A 16,607-nucleotide genomic window follows, 5' to 3' on the forward strand; every position below is an offset into this window, starting at 1 on the left:
GCGGTCAGCCGCTGGTGAGCGCTCCCTTGATGGCGTCGAGCAGGAACTCGATGTCCTCCCGTGAGGCCACCAGCGGCGGGGCCAGCCGGATCGTGGAGCCGTGGGTGTCCTTGGCCAGCACCTGGCGGGCGAGCAGCCGCTCGCACATGTCGCGGCCGGTCATCAGCCTCGGGTCCAGGTCGAGCCCGGCCCACAGCCCGCGGCTGCGCACGCGCAGCAGGCCCAAGCCGACCAGGTCGGCCAGACCGGTGGCCAGCTGCTCGCCGCGCTCGCGCGCCCGCTCCTGGAACTCGCCGGTCTCCAGCATCGCCACCACCTCGCGGCCGATGGCGGCGGCCAGCGGGTTGCCGCCGAAGGTCGAGCCGTGGGAGCCAGGGGTGATGACGCCGAGCACGGAGCGGTCCGCGGTGATCGCGGAGACCGGGTAGAGGCCGGCGCCCAGGGCCTTGCCGAGCACGTAGATGTCGGGCACCACGCCCTCGTGGTCGCAGGCGAACGTCTCGCCGGTGCGGGCCAGGCCGGACTGGATCTCGTCGGCGACCATCAGGACCTGGTGGGTGTCGCAGATCGTGCGCACCTGGGACAGGAACCCCTCGGGCGGGATCACCACCCCGCTCTCGCCCTGGATCGGCTCCAGCAGGACCGCGACCACCGAGTCGTCGATGGCGGCCTCGAGGGCGGTTGCGTCGCCGTACGGCACCACCCGGAACCCGGGCGTGAACGGCGCGTAGCCGGTGCGGGCGTCCTCGTCGGTGGAGAAGCTGACGATGGTGGTGGTGCGGCCGTGGAAGTTGCCGTCCATCACCACGATCGTGGCCTGGTTCTCCGGCACCCCCTTGACCTGGTACCCCCAGCGTCGGCTGACCTTCAGCGCCGTCTCCACGGCCTCGGCGCCACTGTTCATCGGCAGCACCATCTCCTTGCCGGTGAGCCGCGCCAGGTCGCGGGCGAAGAGCCCCAGCTGGTCGTTGTAGTAGGCCCGGCTGGTCAGGGTGAGCCGGTCGAGCTGGGCGTGCGCCACGGCCAGCACCCGCGGGTGTCCGTGGCCGAAGTTCAGTGCCGAGTAGCCGGCCAGGCAGTCGAGGTAGCGGCGGCCCTCCACGTCGGTGACCCAGGCGCCCTCGCCGGAGCTGACGACCACCTCGAGGGGGTGGTAGTTGTGCGCGGCCCAGTCCTCGGTGATCGAGATGTGGTCTCGGCTGGAGAGGCCCCGGCCGTGCTCGGCGGTGGCTGCGGAAGGCTGTGGCACGCTCATGTGGCCATGGTGCCACCCGGCCGCCGAAAACCGGGGCTCGGCGAAATGCGAATTGCTGGGCCTTTTGGCGTCCCGGGCCTTGTGGTGGAGCCACGGGGCGCGGTTAGCGTGCTTCATGCAGATCCTCTCGGTTCGCGGCGCCCTGCCGCCCCACCGTCACGACCAGGCCGAGATCACCGACACCTTCGCGTCTGTGGTCGCCAGGGGCGCCGTCGACGAGCGGCTGCTGCGCACCTTCCACGCCAACGCCGGGGTGGCCCAGCGCCACCTGGTGCTGCCGCTGGACCAGTACGCCGCCCTCGACTCGTTCGGGGAGTCCAACGACCTGTTCCTCACCCATGCGGTCACCCTCGGCGCCCAGGCGCTGGAGGACGCCCTCAAGGCCGCCGACCTGGTGCCCAGCGACGTCGACCTGATCATCTCCACCACCGTCACCGGGGTGGCCGTGCCGTCGCTGGAGGCCCGCATCGCCTCGGTGGTGGGGCTGCGCCCCGACGTCAAGCGACTCCCGCTGTTCGGGCTCGGCTGCGTGGCCGGCGCCGCCGGCGTGGCCCGGCTGCACGACTACCTGCTGGGCCACCCCGAGCAGGTCGCGGTGCTCGTCGCGGTCGAGCTGTGCTCGCTGACCGTGCAGCGCGACGACATCTCCCCCGCGAACCTGGTGGCCAGCGGGCTGTTCGGGGACGGCGCCGCCGCGGTCGTCGCCGCCGGCGGTGGTCGGGGCGGACCGGTCACGGTGCTGGACAGCCGGAGCCGGCTGTACCCCGACTCCATGCGCACCATGGGGTTCGACGTCGGCGGCACCGGGCTGCGCATCGTGCTGGACGCCCAGGTGCCCGCCATCGTGGGCCGCTACGTCCGCGAGGACGTCGACGGCTTCCTGGCCGACGCCGGGCTCAGCCGGGCGGACATCGGCTGGTGGGTCTGCCATCCCGGCGGCCCCAAGGTGATCGACGCCCTGCGGGATGCCCTGGAGCTGACCGAGCACGACCTGGCGCTGACCAGGCAGTCGCTGTCGAGCATCGGCAACCTGTCCTCGGCCTCGGTGCTCCACGTCTTCGCCGACACCCTGGCCCAGCGCCCGCCGCGACCCGGCTCCTACGGGCTGCTGATGGCGATGGGCCCGGGGTTCTGCTCCGAGCTGGTGCTGCTCCGGGCCGAGCCGGTCCCGGCATGACCTCGCTGACCGCCTTCGTCGTCCTGGTCGCGCTGGTCGGGGTGGAGCGGCTCGCCGAGCTGGTGGTCTCCCGGCGCAACACCGCCTGGAGCCTGGCTCGGGGTGGCCAGGAGACCGGGCAGGGCCACTACCGGGTGATGGTGCTGCTGCACTCGGGCTTCCTGGTCGCCATGCTGGCCGAGGCGTTCCTCCGCCGCCCCGTGGTCCCGGCAGGGCTGGCCTGGTCGATGCTGGCGCTGGTCGTCGCCGCCCAGGCCCTGCGCTGGTGGTGCATCGCCACGCTGGGACGGCGGTGGAACACCCGGGTGATCGTGGTGCCGGGGATGCCGCCGGTGCGCTCGGGTCCCTACCGGCTCCTCGCCCACCCCAACTACGTCGCGGTGGTCGTGGAGGGAGTGGCGCTGCCGCTGGTGCACGCGTGCTGGTGGACCGCCCTTGGCTTCACCGTGCTCAACGCAGGCCTGCTCGCCGTGCGGCTGCGGGTGGAGGGCGCTGCCCTGGCCTCGCTGCCCGACGGGCGCCCGAGCCAGCCGGACGTCGCCGCCGATGCGTGACCTGGTGGTGGCGGGCGGTGGACCGGTCGGGCTGGCCGCTGCCCTGTACGCCGCCCGGGCCGGGCTCGACGTGGTGGTGCGCGAGCCGCGCCCCGGCGTGCTGGACAAGGCCTGCGGGGAAGGACTGATGCCCGGTGCCGTCGACCGGCTGGCGCTGCTCGGGGTGCGTCCGACGGGTCACCGGCTCGCCGGCATCCGCTACCTCGACGCCAGGCACGAGGTGGAGGCGCCCTTCCGCCACGGCACCGGGCTCGGCGTACGGCGCACCACGTTGCACGCGGCGCTGCGGGCGGCGGTCTCGGCGGCCGGTGTCGAGGTGACGGGTCCCGCGGTGCACGAGGTGACCCAGCACGGCGACCACCTGGTGGTCGACGGCGAGCCGGCCCGTCACCTCATCGCCGCCGACGGCCTGCACTCCCCGGTACGACGGTTGGTCGGGCTGGAGTCCGTCCCGGTCCGGCTGCGCCGCTACGGCCAGCGCGTGCACCTGGACCTGCCGCCGTGGACGCCGTACGTCGAGGTGCACTGGGGCGGCTGCGCGGAGGCCTACGTGACCCCGGTGGCGCCGGACCAGGTCGGGCTGGCGATCCTCACCACGCAGCGCCGCCCCTTCCTCGACCTGCTCGCGGAGTTCCCCGTCCTGGCGGCCCGGGTGGCCGGTCGCCCGACGAGCCGGGTCCGCGGTGCGGGGCCGCTGCGGCAGCGGGTGCGGCGCCGGGTCAGCGGCCGGGTGCTGCTGGTCGGCGACGCCGCCGGCTACGTCGACGCGCTCACCGGGGACGGCCTGGCAGTGGGACTGGCGCAGGCCGAGGCCGCGGTCGCCGCGGTCGCGGCCGGCCGGCCGGCGGACTACGAGACGGTGGCGCGGCGTCTCGGGCGCCGGCACGACCTGCTCACCCTGGGTCTGGTCTCCGCCACCCGGGCCCCGGTGGTGCGCAGGCGGATCGTGGGGGCGGCGCACCGGCTGCCCGGCCTCTTCGGCGCCGCGGTGGACCAGCTGGCGAGGCCGGTGTGAGCGGCCGGACCAGCACCCGGGCCAGCACCCGGACCGGCGCGCCAGGCTCTGCCGGGGCCGGGGCCGGGGCCGGGGCCGAGGCGCTGGCCCTGGTCCGCGCGACCCACCCGGGACCGGCGCTCGCCGTCACCGTGCTCGCCGCCGCGCTGGCGCTGGCGACCGAGATGCCCCCGAGCCGGGTGGTGCTGGTGACCGCCGCGGTGCTCGCCGGCCAGCTGAGCGTGGGCTGGTGCAACGACCTGGTGGACGCCGCCCGCGACCGTCAGGTGGGCCGCAGCGACAAGCCGCTGGCCACCGGCGAGCTGCGCACCGGCCTGGTGCGGGGCGCGTGCGTCGCCGCGGTCCTGGCCTGCGTCGGGCTCTCCCTGGCCTGCGGCGCGGTGCCGGGACTGGTGCACCTGGGCTGCGTCGCCGCCGCCTGGGCCTACAACCTGCGGCTCAAGGCGACGGCGTGGTCGTGGCTGCCCTATGCGCTGGCCTTCGGCGGACTGACCGTCTTCGTGAGCCTGGCCGCGCCGACGCACCAGCTGCCCGCCGCCTGGGTCCCGGTCTCGGCGGCGCTGCTGGGCGTCGGCGCCCACCTGGTCAACGCCCTGCCCGACCTGGCCGACGACGAGGCGACCGGCATCCGCGGCCTGCCGCACCGCATCGGCGCCCGGTGGACGCCCGTGGTCGCGGTGACCGTCCTGGTCACCGCCTCGGTGGTCATCGCGCTCAGCACCGCGGCCGTGCCCGGCGTCCTGCTGGCGGGGGCGGCGGTCACGGTGACGGCGCTCGCGGTCACCGCCCTGGTGGGGCGCGGCCGTGGCCCCTTCGCCGCCGCCGTGGGGATCGCACTGGTGGACGTGGTGCTGCTGGTGGCCGCCCGGTGAGCGCCCCTCCCGCCGCCGGGTGGGACGTGGTGATCTGCGGCGCCGGCCCGGCCGGCTCCGCCGCGGCCCTCGCGGCCCTGGACCGCGGCCCCGACCTGCGGGTGCTGCTGGTGGACCGGGCCACCTTCCCCCGGGACAAGTGCTGCGGCGACGGGATCGCTCCGCACGTCCTGGACGTCCTCGGCGGGCTGGGCGTCCGCGGCCTGGTGGACGGGTGGACGCCGCTGCGCCGGCTGGACCTGTCCCACGGCGACCAGGGGGTCGAGGGGCGGCTGGCCCGGCCGGTGTGGGTGGTCCCGCGGGAGGTCTTCGACGCGCGCCTGCTGGGGCGCGCCGTCCTGGCCGGTGCCGACGTGACCCGGCACCGGGTGCGGCGGCTGCGCACCACCGAGGACGCCGTGGTGCTCGACGACGACATCACCGCCCGGGTGGTGATCGGCGCGGACGGCGCGCACTCCGCGGTCCGGGACGAGCTCGGGACGGCCGGCACACCCCGGCACGGCGCGCACGCACTGGCGCTGCGCGGCTACGCACCCACTGCGGCGGCGCGCGCCGGGCAGCAGGTGATCCGCTTCGGCGACCGCCCCCAGCCGTCGTACGCCTGGGCGTTCGACCGCGGCGACGGGCTCTCCAACGTCGGGTACGGCGAGCTCGCCGCCGCCCCCGACGGGGCGGCGGGGCTGAGCCGCGAGCTGCTGCTCTCGGAGCTGGAGCGGCTGCTGCCCGGGAGCACCCGGGACGGCACGGCGTGGCGGGCCCACCACCTGCCGCTGTCGGGCTGGGGCTGGGGGCCCAGCAGCCCGACGGCCCGGTGCTGCTCGCCGGCGACGCGGCCGGGCTGGTCAACCCGATGACCGGGGAGGGGATCTTCTACGCCGTCGCCACCGGGGCGCTCGCCGGCCGCGCCGCGGCCAACGCGGTGATCGCCGGTCGACCCCAGGACGCGGGCGCCCGGCACCGCGGCGCGGTGCGCGGACTGCTGCAGCGGCACCTGAGGCACACCTGGTCGGCTTCGCGGCTGATCCGCGTGCCGCGGGTGGTGGACGCCGGCATCCGGGCGGCGCGGCGCGACCAGCGGGTCTTCGACGACCTCGTCGAGCTGGGCCTGGGCGACGGGCTGATCACGCCGCGGCTGGTGGCTCAGCTGGTGCGCTCCCTGGGCTGAGCAGCCCCGCGGGGGCGGCGGCCTCAGAGGTGGTCGGGCACGATCAGGGCGTCGGGGTCCTGCCGCGGCGGCAGGTGGTCCAGGGCGGCGCGGACCAGCGCGGCCCGGCTGGCCACGACCACCTTGCGCTTCATCCGGCCCACGTCGTCGCCCACCTGCTCCTCCACGCAGGCCAGCACCTGCTGGGTGCTGAACTCGGGGCGGGTGCCGGGCTGCACCTCGACGTCGGGCAGCGCGACGAGCACCGGGAGGATCTGGGACCCGATGGCCTCCAGCATCTGGTAGCGCTGGTAGCGGTCCATCTCGTCCCAGACCGTGTCCACGCTGGTGCGGCCCTTGCGGACGTCCTTGTTGCCCGCCGCGACCATGGTCTTGGCCGCCCCGGTCAGGGCCACGGTCAGCTCGTGCTCGGTGAAGCGCATGAGGCAAGTATCCCTCAGCGCTGCCGGGCGACGGCCAAGGCGAGCTCGGCAGGACCGTGCCCCGTGCCGACGAACCGGGGCGCGCCGCCCTATGGTCGAGTAATGAACCAGCGCTTCGACTTCGCCTTCTCACCGGCCTACCGGCTGCCCGCCCGCGCCTTCGGCATCAACCCGGACACGGCATGGGTGCAGGTCGCCGGCGGCTACCTGACGGCCCGCTTCGGGCCCTGGCGGCTGCGTACGTCGGTCGACAACGTGGTCTCCACCGACGTGACCGGGGACTACTGGTGGCTCAAGACCGTCGGTCCCCCGCACCTGTCGCTGAGGGACCGCGGCGTCAGCATGGCGACCAACCGGGACCGGGGCCTGTGCGTTCGGTTCGAGCTGCCGGTGCGGGCGCTGGACCCCACGGGCACGATCCGGCACCCGGGCGCCACCTTCACCGTCGCCGACCCCGAGGGGCTGGCGGCGGCCATCGCCGACGAGCAGGACCGCAGCGACTGAGCTCGACGGTGCGAGCCGGCTGCGGCGCCGCTCAGACCTCTTCGGTCGGCGCCACGGCCGGCGGCCGACGGACCAGGAGCGCGACCAGGGCCGCGACGGTGGAGATGACCGCGCCCGCGAGCAGCGCGGTGTGCACCCCGTCGGCGGTCGCGGCTGCGGCGGTCGCCGAGGCGTCCGCATCGGCGACGCTGCGCGACAGCAGGGTGATGAACAGCGCGGTCCCCACCGCACCGGCCAGCTGCTGGACGGTGCTGACGATCGCGCTGCCGTGGGAGTAGAGCTGCGGCGCCAGGGCACCGAGGCCGGAGCTGAACAGCGGCGTGAAGGTGAGGCCGAGACCGATGCTGAGCAGGATGTGCGCCGCCTGGACGTAGGAACGGGTGGTGTCGACGTCGACCTGCGCCAGCGTCCACATCGCGGCACTCACCACGACGGAGCCGGCGATCACCAGGGCCCGCGGACCGACCCGGTCGTACGCCCGGCCCACGAACGGGGCCATCAGCCCCATCACCAGGCCGCCGGGCAGCAGCAGCAGCCCGGTGTCGAGGACGTCGAACCCCAGCACGACCTGCAGGTAGATGGGGATGAGGATCAGGGTGCCGAAGAGCGCCATCATGCTGACCGCGACCAGCAGCACCGCGATCGAGAAGTGGCTGCTGCGGAAGGTCCGCAGGTCCAGCAGCGCGCGCTCGGTCCGCTGCAGCACCAGCTGGCGCCACACGAACAGCGCCAGGGCGACGGCGCCCACCGGCACCGTGAGCCACGGGCTGACCGGCACGTCCCCCGAGGCGGCCTCGCCGATGCTGCTCAGCCCGTAGACCAGACCACCGAAGGCCAGGGCCGAGAGCACCACCGAGACGATGTCGATCGGGACCTTGACCGGGGTGGTGACGTTGTCCAGCTTCGCGGCTCCCACGGCCAGCGACAGCAGCGCGATCGGCAGCACCAGCCAGAACAGCCAGCGCCAGTCGAGCGAGTCGAGCACCAGGCCCGACAGCGTCGGCCCGAGCGCGGGCGCCACGGAGATGACGATGGAGATCGTGCCCATCGTGCGGCCGCGCCGCTCGGCCGGCACCAGGTTCAGCACCGTGGTGAACAGCAGCGGGATCATGATCGCCGTACCGGAGGCCTGGACCACCCGCCCGGCGAGCAGGACGCTGAAGCCGGGCGCGATCGCGGCCACCAGGGTCCCGACGCTGAAGAGCGCCATCGCGGTCATGAAGAGCGGTCGCACGTGGAAGCGCTGGAGCAGGAACCCGGTGACCGGGATGACCACGGCCATGGTGAGCAGGAAGCCGGTGGTGAGCCACTGCGCCGTCGCCGTGGTGACCCCCAGGTCCCGGGTCAGCTCCGGGATGGCCACGCTCATCACGGTCTCGTTGAGGATGACCACGAAGGCCGAGGCCAGCAGCAGCCCGATCACCAGGTTGTGGGATCCGGTGGATCCGGTGGCGGGCGGTGCGGCGGGAGGTGGAGCGGTCTGCTCGGTCGTCTGGGTCACGAAGGGCGGCAACCCCGCGGGGGACGTCCGCATTCCCCGCCTCGCACGAGGGAAAGGTCACCTCAGGCCAGCAGCGAGGCCACCACCACCATCGGCAGCGAGATGACCGAGGCCAGTGCGGTGCCCAGGGTCAGCGTCTTGAGCGTGCCCTTGGTGGAGAGGCCGAGCAGGGCCTTGAACATCCAGAAGAAGTTGCTGTTGACCTGCAGCGCGAACATGGCGCCGGAGGCGATGGCGAGCCCGATCACCACCGGGGAGACGCTGAGCGAGTCGAGGATCGGCGCGATGATGCCGGCGGCGGTGATGGCCGCCACCGACACCGAGCCGATCGCCAGGTGCAGCAGGGCGGCGATGAACCAGGCCAGGCCGATGCTCAGGATCACCGGGGCGCCGGAGTCGGCGGAGAAGAAGTCCGCCAGCGTGCGGTCCAGGGTGGTCTGGGTGATCACCGCGCCCAGGGAGCCTCCGACGCCGGTGATCAGCAGGATCTCGCCGGTGGTGTGGAACCCCTGGTCCATGGAGTCGCGGGTGGCCTCCAGCCCGGCGGTCACCCGGGACAGCAGGTAGGCGCCCAGCAGGCCGACGAAGAGCGCGAAGTTGGCGTTGCCGAGGAAGGCGATGAAGGGCGTGGAGAAGTCCAGCAGGTCGGCGAAGGCACCGAAGGCGATCATCACCAGCGGCACCAGGATGGGCAGCAGCAGCACCACCAGCGGCAGGGCGCGGCTCTTGGCTGTGCCCGCCTGGTCGGGCTCGCTGGCCTCCTGGGCGGCCAGGGCGTCGTCGACCTCCTCGTCGGAGTCGGGCTTCCAGAAGCCGGTGCGCAGCAGCAGGCGCATCACGATGCTGGTGACGATGGCGGTGGCCGGGCCGATCACGATGCCGAAGAGCAGCCACGTGCCGAGGGAGACGTCGAGCAATCCGGCGATGGAGATGGCCGCCAGGCCGGGCACCACGAAGACGTAGCCGGCGAAGATCCCCGCGCCCAGGGCCGAGGCCATCAGGGGCAGCCCGTTGCGGCCGAGCCGGGCCGCCGCGGAGCGGGCCACCGGCGCTGCCAGCACCACCTGGACGTCGACGTAGATCGCCGGGAGCACGGTGGAGAGCAGCGTCGACAGCGTGTAGGGAAGCCGGGTCGCGCCCACCACGCGCACCAGCACCTCCACGAGGCGGCGGAAGGCGCCGCCGGCGTGCAGCATCGCCCCGATGAGCACGCCGAACCCGATCAGCAGGCCGACCTCGGCCATGATCTCGCCGAAGCCGGTGGCGATCGCCTCGATCGTCCCGGTGAACCCCACACCGGCGGCCAGGCCGAGGTAGAGGGAGGCGAGGATCAGCGAGATCACCGGGTCGACCTTGAGCCGGATGATCAGTCCGATGGCCAGGACGATCGCGACGACGGTGTGTACGACGACCACGTGGGCTCCTCGGTTCCGAGTTCCGCGGATGCGTCCCGGCGAGCGGGCGCCCGCCCAGTGTGCCCTAGATCACCTCCGATCAGGCGACAGCGACCGGGTGTCGCGCCACGGCTCCGAAGAGGTAGCCCTGCTCGTTGAACGGGACCTGGTCCGGCTGCACGTTGCCCCGGTCGTCGCGGGCCCGGAACCGGATCTCGTGGGCCCCCGGTCCGGCGTGGAACAGGAACGACCACTGCCGTCAGGCCCGCTCCGCGTCGTAGTCGGCCTCCGCATCAGTCCACGTTCCATGACGAGCCTCCGTCCCTAAGTCTAGTAGTTAATTAGAGAATAGGGCTCCGGAGGCGCCGGGCAACCCTCTGAGCGACGCGAATTCGCCAGAAGTTCTCACTGTGCTTACTGGCGGGTTACCGTCGAGGGCGTGGACTTCGTTAAGAGACCGTCCACCCAACCGGCTCCCCGGAGCACAGAGACGTAGGCCACTCGCATATGCCCGAGCTCACCGCAGTCCCCCAGACGGATCACTCCGATGCCCCGACCACCGCTGAGGAGGTAGGACCGGAGGCCGCCCGGGAGGCGTGGGCCGAGGCCGGACGGGCCGTGCTGCTCGACGTCGCCCAGCGCTACCAGGCCGTGATCAGCCACAAGCAGCTCGCGCAGGAGGTCCAGGAGCGGACCGGGATCACCACCACCCGCCTGGTCCACTACTGGATCGGCGACGTGCTCGGTCCGATCGCGACCGAGTGCGCCTCGCGTGAGGAGCCGCTGCTGGTCTCCCTGTGCGTCAACGCCCAGGACAGCGTCGGGGCGGCCTACGCCAACGCCGTGCAGGCCGCCCGGGGCGAGACCCCGGAGGACCCCGAGGCCCACGCCGCCAAGGAGCGCCTCGCCTGCTACCGCCACTTCGAGGCCGAGGACCTGCCCGCCGACGGCGGCCGGGCCGCCCTGACCCCGCGGGTGGCGGCCACCCGGGACCGGGCCCGCAAGGTCCGGTTCGCCGAGCGTCCCATCGCGGTGTGCCCGACGTGCCACCAGGCGCCCGCGGCCACCGGCGTGTGCGACAACTGCGACTGAGTCGCGACGCCCGCAGTGCGGGCTGAGACCACCAAGGGTGGCACCGTCTCGCGACGGTGCCGCCCTTTTTGGTGTCGTGGTCCGCCGTTGTCGCTCAGGGCAGGGGCACTGGTGCCTGGACCACCAGGGACCCGGTGGCGCGGCGCGGCACGTCGGTCACGCAGCCGGTCTGACGGCCCTGCTGGTTGAGGCCGTTGAGGTCGGCCACGCCGAGGTGAGCGATGTTGCCGTCACCGGAGGGGCCCATCACCTGGCTCGCGTCGGGCGAGTGACCCAGCCCCAGGGCGTGGGTGATCTCGTGCACGAACACGAACCTCATCAGCTGCGGCGTCCAGCCCGGCATCGGGGTGGGGTCGAGGTCGAGGAAGGCGCTGGCGCTGCGGGTGCGGTACACCGCCCCCAGGGCGTCCTGCGCCCGGACGCCGCCGTCCGGGCCACCACGTCCCATCACGTTGCCGCTGTAGTCGTTACCGGTCCACTCGTCGCGCAGGAACCCGACCAGCAGGTCCGTGTCCGCCGGGATCCCCGGGTAGCCCGCCTGAGGCTTCTGGATCCCGTCGCTGTCACCGAGGTGCACGAACTCGTACCCCGTGGCCTGGGCCACCTCGGTGAGCGCCGAGGCGAGCGCCTCACGAGCACCGGCCGGGGCACCGGTCAGGTTGGTGCGGTACTCGATGGTCTCGCACGGGTTGAAGCGCCAGCGGGATCCCGACTCGATGTGCGTCCAGGCGCTGGCATCGCTCCCCTGAGGCACCCAGCTGGGCGTGACCGCGACGCCGGTGGTGGCACCGGTGGCACCCAGGGCGGTCGGGGTCTCGGCCACGACCACCCGCACAGGGGTGCTGTGCAACCAGGTGGTCGGCAGCGCGGCGACGAACCAGCCGTCGGCCCCGGAGGCCACCGAGGTGACCGGGAACCACTCGGTGCCCAGCTGCTGCTGCACCACGACCGAGCGGCCCGCGACCTCGGAGCCGGTGACCTGGCCGGTCACCGTGGGGCCCTGCCCGCCCAGGACTGCGGGCGTGCCGGACCAGGTCTCGGAGACCCCGGTCGCGCTCCTGGGCGCCACGGGGGCGAGCACCCGCACGCTGAAGCGCCGGGAGAACGCCTTCATCCCACGGTGGCGCGGAGCGACCAGCCGGAGCTTGATCTTGCGCACCTTGCTGCCCGCGGCGGCCCTGAGCCGGAAGGTGCCCTTCTTCGTCGCCCTGGTCTTGGCGACGACCTTCCACTTCTTGCCCTTCTTGATGGTGAGACGAACCGGGCGCTTGACCCCTGCGCGGGTGGCGACCTTGCCCTTGACGGCGATCTTGGACCCGGCCACCACGGTGCGCGGGGCCTGCACCCGCTGCCCGGCCCGGGCCGCGCCGTCCGCCGGCTCGGTTGCGCCGGAGACCGGAGCGAGCAGGGACAGGGCCAGCGCGCCGCTGCCGAGTCCCGTGGTGGCCAGGCGCCGCAAAGGACGTCGCGTCATCGGTGTATCCCCCTGTAGGCCGTGTTCGAGCGATGTCGAGCGATGTCGAGCGCAGCCTAAGTCCTCAGGACCCCTCGAACAGCCCTTGACCCACATAGGCACCGGCGACCGCTCCCGGGGTACGGCGAACAGCGCCGACCCCGTCACCTTGAGGTACTCCATCAGGGCGTCGGAGCGTGCCATCGCGTTCTGCACCGGGATGAAACCGGTGTCGGGGTCGCGCACGAAGGCGATGAAGAACAGGCCGGCGTTCAGGCCGCCGAGCGGATCCGAGCCGTCGACGAAGTTGTAGCCGCGGCGCAGCATCCGGGCGCCGCCGTGGGAGTCGGGGTGGACCACGCGGATGTGGGCGTCCTGAGCGATCACCGGACCGGCGGAGCCCGGCATGGCGAGGTCGGGCTCGGTGAACTCGGTGCCGCCCGACAGGGGTGCACCCGAGCCCTTGGTCCGGCCGACGAACGCCTCCTGGTCGCCCAGCGTCTGCCGGTCCCAGACCTCGATGGCCATGTTGATCCGCCGGGCCACCAGGTAGGAGCCGCCCGCCAGCCAGCCGCCGCGCGGGTCGTCGTCGGGCCCGACCCACAGGTGCTCGTCCACCGCGGAGCGCTCCTCGGCCTTGAGGTTGGCGGTGCCGTCCTTGAAGCCGAACAGGTTGCGCGGGGTGGCCTGCGCCGTCGACGTCGACGAGGTGCGTCCGAAGCCGAGCTGCGACCAGCGGACCGCCACGGTGCCGAAGCCGATGCGAGCCAGGTTGCGGACCGCGTGCACGGCCACCTGGGGATCGTCGGCACAGGCCTGGACGCACAGGTCGCCGTACGACTTGTCCGGGTCGAGGGCGTCGAAGGGGAAGTGCGGGAGGGTGCGCAGCGCGTCCGGCTGCTGGTCGGCGAGGCCGAACCGGTCCCGCCCCTGGGCGTCACGGAACAGCGAGGGCCCGAACCCGAAGGTGATGGTGAGACCGCTGGCCGGCAGGCCGATGGCCTCCCCGGTGTCGTCGGGCGGCAGGTTGAAGGCGCCGTCGGCGGGTCCGACCTCACCGGCACCCAGGCCGCGGGTCATCCGGTCCGCCGCCTCGGTCCAGGCCGCCAGGAGCGCGATCAGCTGGGCCCGGGACCCGGTGGTGACGTCGAACGCGGCGAAGTGCAGCCGGTCCTGGGCTGGGGTGACGATGCCGGCCTGGTGCTCGCCGCGGAAGGCGTACGCCGCGCCGGCGCTGCCGAGGTGGGCCCTGTCCCCGGCACTGTCCCCGGCACTGTCCCCGGCGCTGGCCTCCGCGCTGGCTCGGCCGGTCGCGAAGGCGCCGGCCGCCAGACCGGCCGCCGCGACCGAGCCGCCGACCAGTCCTCGCCGCGAGATCCCGCGGGCCGGGCGCTCCTCGGTCAGGACAACACCGCCGCGGTGAGCCTGGAGAGCGGCTCGGACAGCGCGTTCACCGCGTTGGACAGCTCGCGCACCTCCGACTTGGTCAGGTCGTCGTAGAAGGTGAAGCCGTCAGAGGTGCGCTGTGCCTCGAGCAGCTCCTGCAGGGCCGCGAAGCGCTCGGTCAGGGTGGTCGCCAGCTCGGGGTCCTTGGCCTCCACGATCGGCTGCACCCCCTCGTAGGCCACACGAGCGCCGTCGACGTTGGCCGCGAAGTCCCACAGGTCGGTGTGCGACCAGATCTCCTCCTCGCCGGTGACCTTGCCGGTGGCCACCTCCTCCAGGAGTCCCCGGGAGCCGTTGGCGATCTGGTCGACGGTGTAGGTGAGCTCCTGCACGCGCCCGTCCAGGGTCTCGGTGTTCTTCATCAGGTCAGAGGCGAAGTCGGCCCGCTCGGCGGCCGTGAGCGCGGTGTAGTCGGCCGGCGGCCACAGGTCCTTCTCGATGCGGTGCCAGCCGGTCCACCTCTGGCCGGGCTCGAGGTCGGCCTCCCGGGCGTCCATCATCGGGTCGAGGTCGCCGAAGGACTCGGCCACGGTCTCGATCCGCTCCCAGTGCACGCGGGCCTCGGGTAGAGCGCGCGGGCCTCGGCGTCCTTGCCGGACTGGTAGAGGTCCACGAACTGCTGCGTCTTGGTCAGGAGCTGGTCGGACTGGTCCTGCACGTACGCCGCGTAGTTGGCCAGCGCGGCCTCGACCAGCTGCTGGTCGTTGGCCGAGACGGCCGGGGCCTCGTCGGACTCGGTGACGGTGAAGTCGGCGCGGATGCCCTCGCCCTTCATGCCGGGCTTGCAGGCGGTGACGTAGGAGCCGTCGGCCGCGTTCACGACCAGCTCGCGGGTGAGCTGCGGACCGACGTTCTCCACCTCGCCGAGGATGCGCAGGCCGTCGTCCCCCAGCAGGTAGAACTCGGTGACCTGGGACCCCTGGTTGGCCACCTCGAAGGTGATGGTCCCCGCCGGCACCTCGGTGGTGGAGAGCTCGCAGCCGTCCTCGGTCGAGGTCACCGACACGGTGCGCGGGTCGCCGTCCTCGGTGTCGCTGCTCGCGTTCTCGGTGCAGGCGCCGAGCAGTGGCACGGCCAGGATCAGGGCCATCGCGGTGGTCTTGCGCATCGGTGTGTCGTCCTTTGAGAAGGGGTGGCGTTCGAGAACGCGTCAGCTGACGGAGGCGGGGCTGGGTGCTGGGCTGGGGTCGGCGCTCCGGGGCGTGGGGCGGTCGCGTCGCCCCGAGAGCAGGAAGAGGGCCATCACCGGGAGGACGTAGCAGAACCAGGCCACGGCCTCGGCGACCGTGGTGGCCGGGGAGAAGTTGAAGATGCCCTTGAGCAGGGTGGCGTACCACGACGTGGGGTCGATGGTGTCCGAGACGTCCCACGCCAGGTTGCCCAGGCCGGGCAGGATGCCGGCCTCCTGGAGGTCGTGGACGCCGTAGGAGAGCACGCCACCGGCGACCAGGATCAGGAACCCCCCGGTCCAGGTGAAGAACTTGCTCAGGTTGATCGAGATGGCACCCCGGTAGATCAGGTAGCCCAGGACGACGGCGGTGGCCAGCCCCAGGGCGGCGCCGGTCAGCGGCTGCCAGGTCGCGTTGGTGTCGCGGGAGACGGCCTCGGTGGCGGACCACAGGAAGAGCGCGGTCTCCAGGCCCTCACGCCCCACCGCCAGCATCGCGACCAGGACCAGCGCGAACCAGGAGCCCTCGGCCGCGGAGTCGATCTGACCGCGCAGCTCGCCGCTGAGCGAGCGGGCGGCCCGGGCCATCCAGAAGATCATCGCCGTGACCAGGCCGACCGCCACGATCGACAGGGTGCCGCCGATCGCCTCCTGAGCCTCGAAGGTCAGACCCCGGGGGCCGAAGAAGAGGGCGAAGCCGAAGGCCAGCGAGACCGCGACCGCGATGCCCACCCCGAGCCAGATCCGAGGCAGCAGCCTGCGCCGGTCGGTCTTGACCAGGTAGGCGACCAGGATGCTGACGACGAGAGCCGCCTCCAGCCCTTCGCGCAGCCCGATCAGGTAGTTGGCGAGCACGAAGAACGATGCTACACCCGAAGACTTAGGTGAGGCTTACCGTATATGGGCCAAAGACAACGCGCTGGGGACCCAGAACGCCCCGGGGTCTCGGGTCCCCGGGGCGTGGAGCCGCCTGTCAGAATCGAACTGACGACCTAGTCATTACGAGTGACTCGCTCTACCGACTGAGCTAAGGCGGCGCGATGCCCGAGGAGCTCCTCGGGCAACCCGGGGAAGTATACGGACACCTTCGGCCGGGAAGCGAAATCCCCCGCACCGTGGTCCGACTCAGCGATTGCGACGCCAGAGCTCGGCGTTGAGGGCGGTGGCGAAACCGGTCCAGGCGGCGTACGGGACCAGTGCGGCTGCGCCCACCTTGTCGTGCTTGGCGGTCTCGGAGACCAGCGCCACGTTGAGCACGTCCAGGGCCAGGATCACCGCCAGCCCGCCCGCTGGTGACTGCCGGGTGAAGAACGCCCAGTTCCAGCCCGCGTTCAGGGCCAGGTTGCCCACGGTCAGCGCCAGCAGGCGCTTGTCGTCCCCTGTGTCCCGGGCCTTGTCGAGCCCGCGGCCGGTGCCCCACGCGATCAGTGAGTAGAGCGGGGTCCAGGCCACCGGGAAGACAGCCGGGGGCGGCTGCCAGGACGGCTTGTCCAGCTTGGCGTACCAGCGGCTGTCGGTCTTCACCCCGAGGCTGCCGACGCCGGCGGCCGCTGCGGACAGGACGGAGGAGACGAGGAAGGAGCGCATGG

17 protein-coding genes and 1 tRNA gene are annotated in these 16,607 nt (G+C 72.9%); 8 read left to right on the top strand and 10 right to left on the bottom strand.

What is annotated here, in order from left to right; genetic code table 11:
* Nucleotides 1-4 precede the first annotated feature (4 nt).
* Nucleotides 5-1,255, bottom strand: a complete 1,251-nt coding sequence (gene rocD, locus C0R66_RS16230) for an ornithine--oxo-acid transaminase (RefSeq protein ID WP_101525578.1) — start codon at nt 1,253-1,255, stop codon at nt 5-7.
* Between the two features lie 115 nt (nt 1,256-1,370).
* On the opposite strand from rocD, the gene C0R66_RS16235 reads away from it, so the two are divergent.
* From C0R66_RS16235 to C0R66_RS19670, 6 genes are read left to right on the top strand one after another with little or no spacing between them, the layout of a single operon-like run.
* On the top strand, nt 1,371-2,432 hold the full coding sequence (locus C0R66_RS16235) for a type III polyketide synthase (RefSeq protein WP_101525579.1): 1,062 nt from the start codon (nt 1,371-1,373) through the stop codon (nt 2,430-2,432).
* On the top strand, nt 2,429-2,986 hold the full coding sequence (locus C0R66_RS16240; protein ID WP_101525580.1) for an isoprenylcysteine carboxyl methyltransferase family protein: 558 nt from the start codon (nt 2,429-2,431) through the stop codon (nt 2,984-2,986). Before C0R66_RS16235 ends, C0R66_RS16240 begins: the two co-directional genes overlap by 4 nt.
* Nucleotides 2,979-4,001: an NAD(P)/FAD-dependent oxidoreductase gene (locus C0R66_RS16245; protein WP_101525581.1), complete on the top strand. Its 1,023-nt coding sequence runs from the start codon at nt 2,979-2,981 to the stop codon at nt 3,999-4,001. Before C0R66_RS16240 ends, C0R66_RS16245 begins: the two co-directional genes overlap by 8 nt.
* The gene (locus tag C0R66_RS16250; protein ID WP_199286716.1) at nt 3,998-4,873 is read left to right on the top strand and encodes a UbiA family prenyltransferase; all 876 of its coding nucleotides are present in this window, start codon (nt 3,998-4,000) and stop codon (nt 4,871-4,873) included. The genes C0R66_RS16245 and C0R66_RS16250 overlap by 4 nt, the downstream gene beginning before the upstream one ends.
* Nucleotides 4,870-5,727: an NAD(P)/FAD-dependent oxidoreductase gene (locus C0R66_RS16255; protein ID WP_241901487.1), complete on the top strand. Its 858-nt coding sequence runs from the start codon at nt 4,870-4,872 to the stop codon at nt 5,725-5,727. Before C0R66_RS16250 ends, C0R66_RS16255 begins: the two co-directional genes overlap by 4 nt.
* Complete coding sequence (locus C0R66_RS19670; protein WP_241901488.1) at nt 5,685-6,038, top strand: hypothetical protein; 354 nt, start codon at nt 5,685-5,687, stop codon at nt 6,036-6,038. Before C0R66_RS16255 ends, C0R66_RS19670 begins: the two co-directional genes overlap by 43 nt.
* A gap of 23 nt (nt 6,039-6,061) precedes the next feature.
* Here C0R66_RS19670 and C0R66_RS16260 read toward each other — a convergent pair whose 3' ends face one another.
* The gene (locus C0R66_RS16260; protein ID WP_101525582.1) at nt 6,062-6,460 is read right to left on the bottom strand and encodes a hypothetical protein; all 399 of its coding nucleotides are present in this window, start codon (nt 6,458-6,460) and stop codon (nt 6,062-6,064) included.
* A gap of 102 nt (nt 6,461-6,562) precedes the next feature.
* Between C0R66_RS16260 and C0R66_RS16265 the strand changes: the two genes are divergently transcribed.
* Entirely contained in the window at nt 6,563-6,964 is a 402-nt protein-coding gene (locus C0R66_RS16265) for a hypothetical protein (RefSeq protein WP_101525583.1), read from the top strand.
* A 31-nt stretch (nt 6,965-6,995) separates the two neighbouring features.
* Here the strand turns inward: C0R66_RS16265 and C0R66_RS16270 are convergent, their stop codons facing one another.
* Both C0R66_RS16270 and C0R66_RS16275 read right to left on the bottom strand, forming a co-directional pair.
* Nucleotides 6,996-8,465, bottom strand: a complete 1,470-nt coding sequence (locus tag C0R66_RS16270; protein WP_240311829.1) for an MDR family MFS transporter — start codon at nt 8,463-8,465, stop codon at nt 6,996-6,998.
* A gap of 62 nt (nt 8,466-8,527) precedes the next feature.
* A complete protein-coding gene (locus tag C0R66_RS16275; protein WP_101525585.1) occupies nt 8,528-9,880 on the bottom strand; it encodes a GntP family permease in 1,353 nt (450 codons plus the stop codon).
* Between the two features lie 486 nt (nt 9,881-10,366).
* Here C0R66_RS16275 and C0R66_RS16280 point away from each other — a divergent pair, with 486 nt between their 5' ends.
* Entirely contained in the window at nt 10,367-10,951 is a 585-nt protein-coding gene (locus C0R66_RS16280) for a hypothetical protein (protein ID WP_101525586.1), read from the top strand.
* Between the two features lie 94 nt (nt 10,952-11,045).
* Here the strand turns inward: C0R66_RS16280 and efeB are convergent, their stop codons facing one another.
* The 6 genes from efeB to C0R66_RS16305 form a co-directional block, all read right to left on the bottom strand.
* On the bottom strand, nt 11,046-13,808 hold the full coding sequence (gene efeB / locus C0R66_RS16285) for an iron uptake transporter deferrochelatase/peroxidase subunit (RefSeq protein WP_101525587.1): 2,763 nt from the start codon (nt 13,806-13,808) through the stop codon (nt 11,046-11,048).
* Nucleotides 13,805-14,380, bottom strand: a complete 576-nt coding sequence (locus C0R66_RS19095) for an EfeM/EfeO family lipoprotein (RefSeq protein WP_199286717.1) — start codon at nt 14,378-14,380, stop codon at nt 13,805-13,807. The genes efeB and C0R66_RS19095 overlap by 4 nt, the downstream gene beginning before the upstream one ends.
* Nucleotides 14,347-14,958 carry a cupredoxin domain-containing protein gene (locus C0R66_RS19100; protein ID WP_199286718.1) on the bottom strand — a complete coding sequence of 204 codons (612 nt, stop codon included), beginning with the start codon at nt 14,956-14,958 and terminating at the stop codon, nt 14,347-14,349. The genes C0R66_RS19095 and C0R66_RS19100 overlap by 34 nt, the downstream gene beginning before the upstream one ends.
* A gap of 42 nt (nt 14,959-15,000) precedes the next feature.
* On the bottom strand, nt 15,001-15,873 hold the full coding sequence (gene efeU / locus C0R66_RS16295; RefSeq protein ID WP_101525588.1) for an iron uptake transporter permease EfeU: 873 nt from the start codon (nt 15,871-15,873) through the stop codon (nt 15,001-15,003).
* Between the two features lie 106 nt (nt 15,874-15,979).
* Nucleotides 15,980-16,055: transfer RNA gene (locus C0R66_RS16300), tRNA-Thr, on the bottom strand.
* 88 nt (nt 16,056-16,143) lie between these two features.
* The gene (locus tag C0R66_RS16305) at nt 16,144-16,605 is read right to left on the bottom strand and encodes a TspO/MBR family protein (protein WP_101525589.1); all 462 of its coding nucleotides are present in this window, start codon (nt 16,603-16,605) and stop codon (nt 16,144-16,146) included.
* Nucleotides 16,606-16,607: the final 2 nt, after the last annotated feature.

The organism is Nocardioides houyundeii, assembly GCF_002865585.1.
GTDB lineage: Bacteria > Actinomycetota > Actinomycetes > Propionibacteriales > Nocardioidaceae > Nocardioides > Nocardioides houyundeii.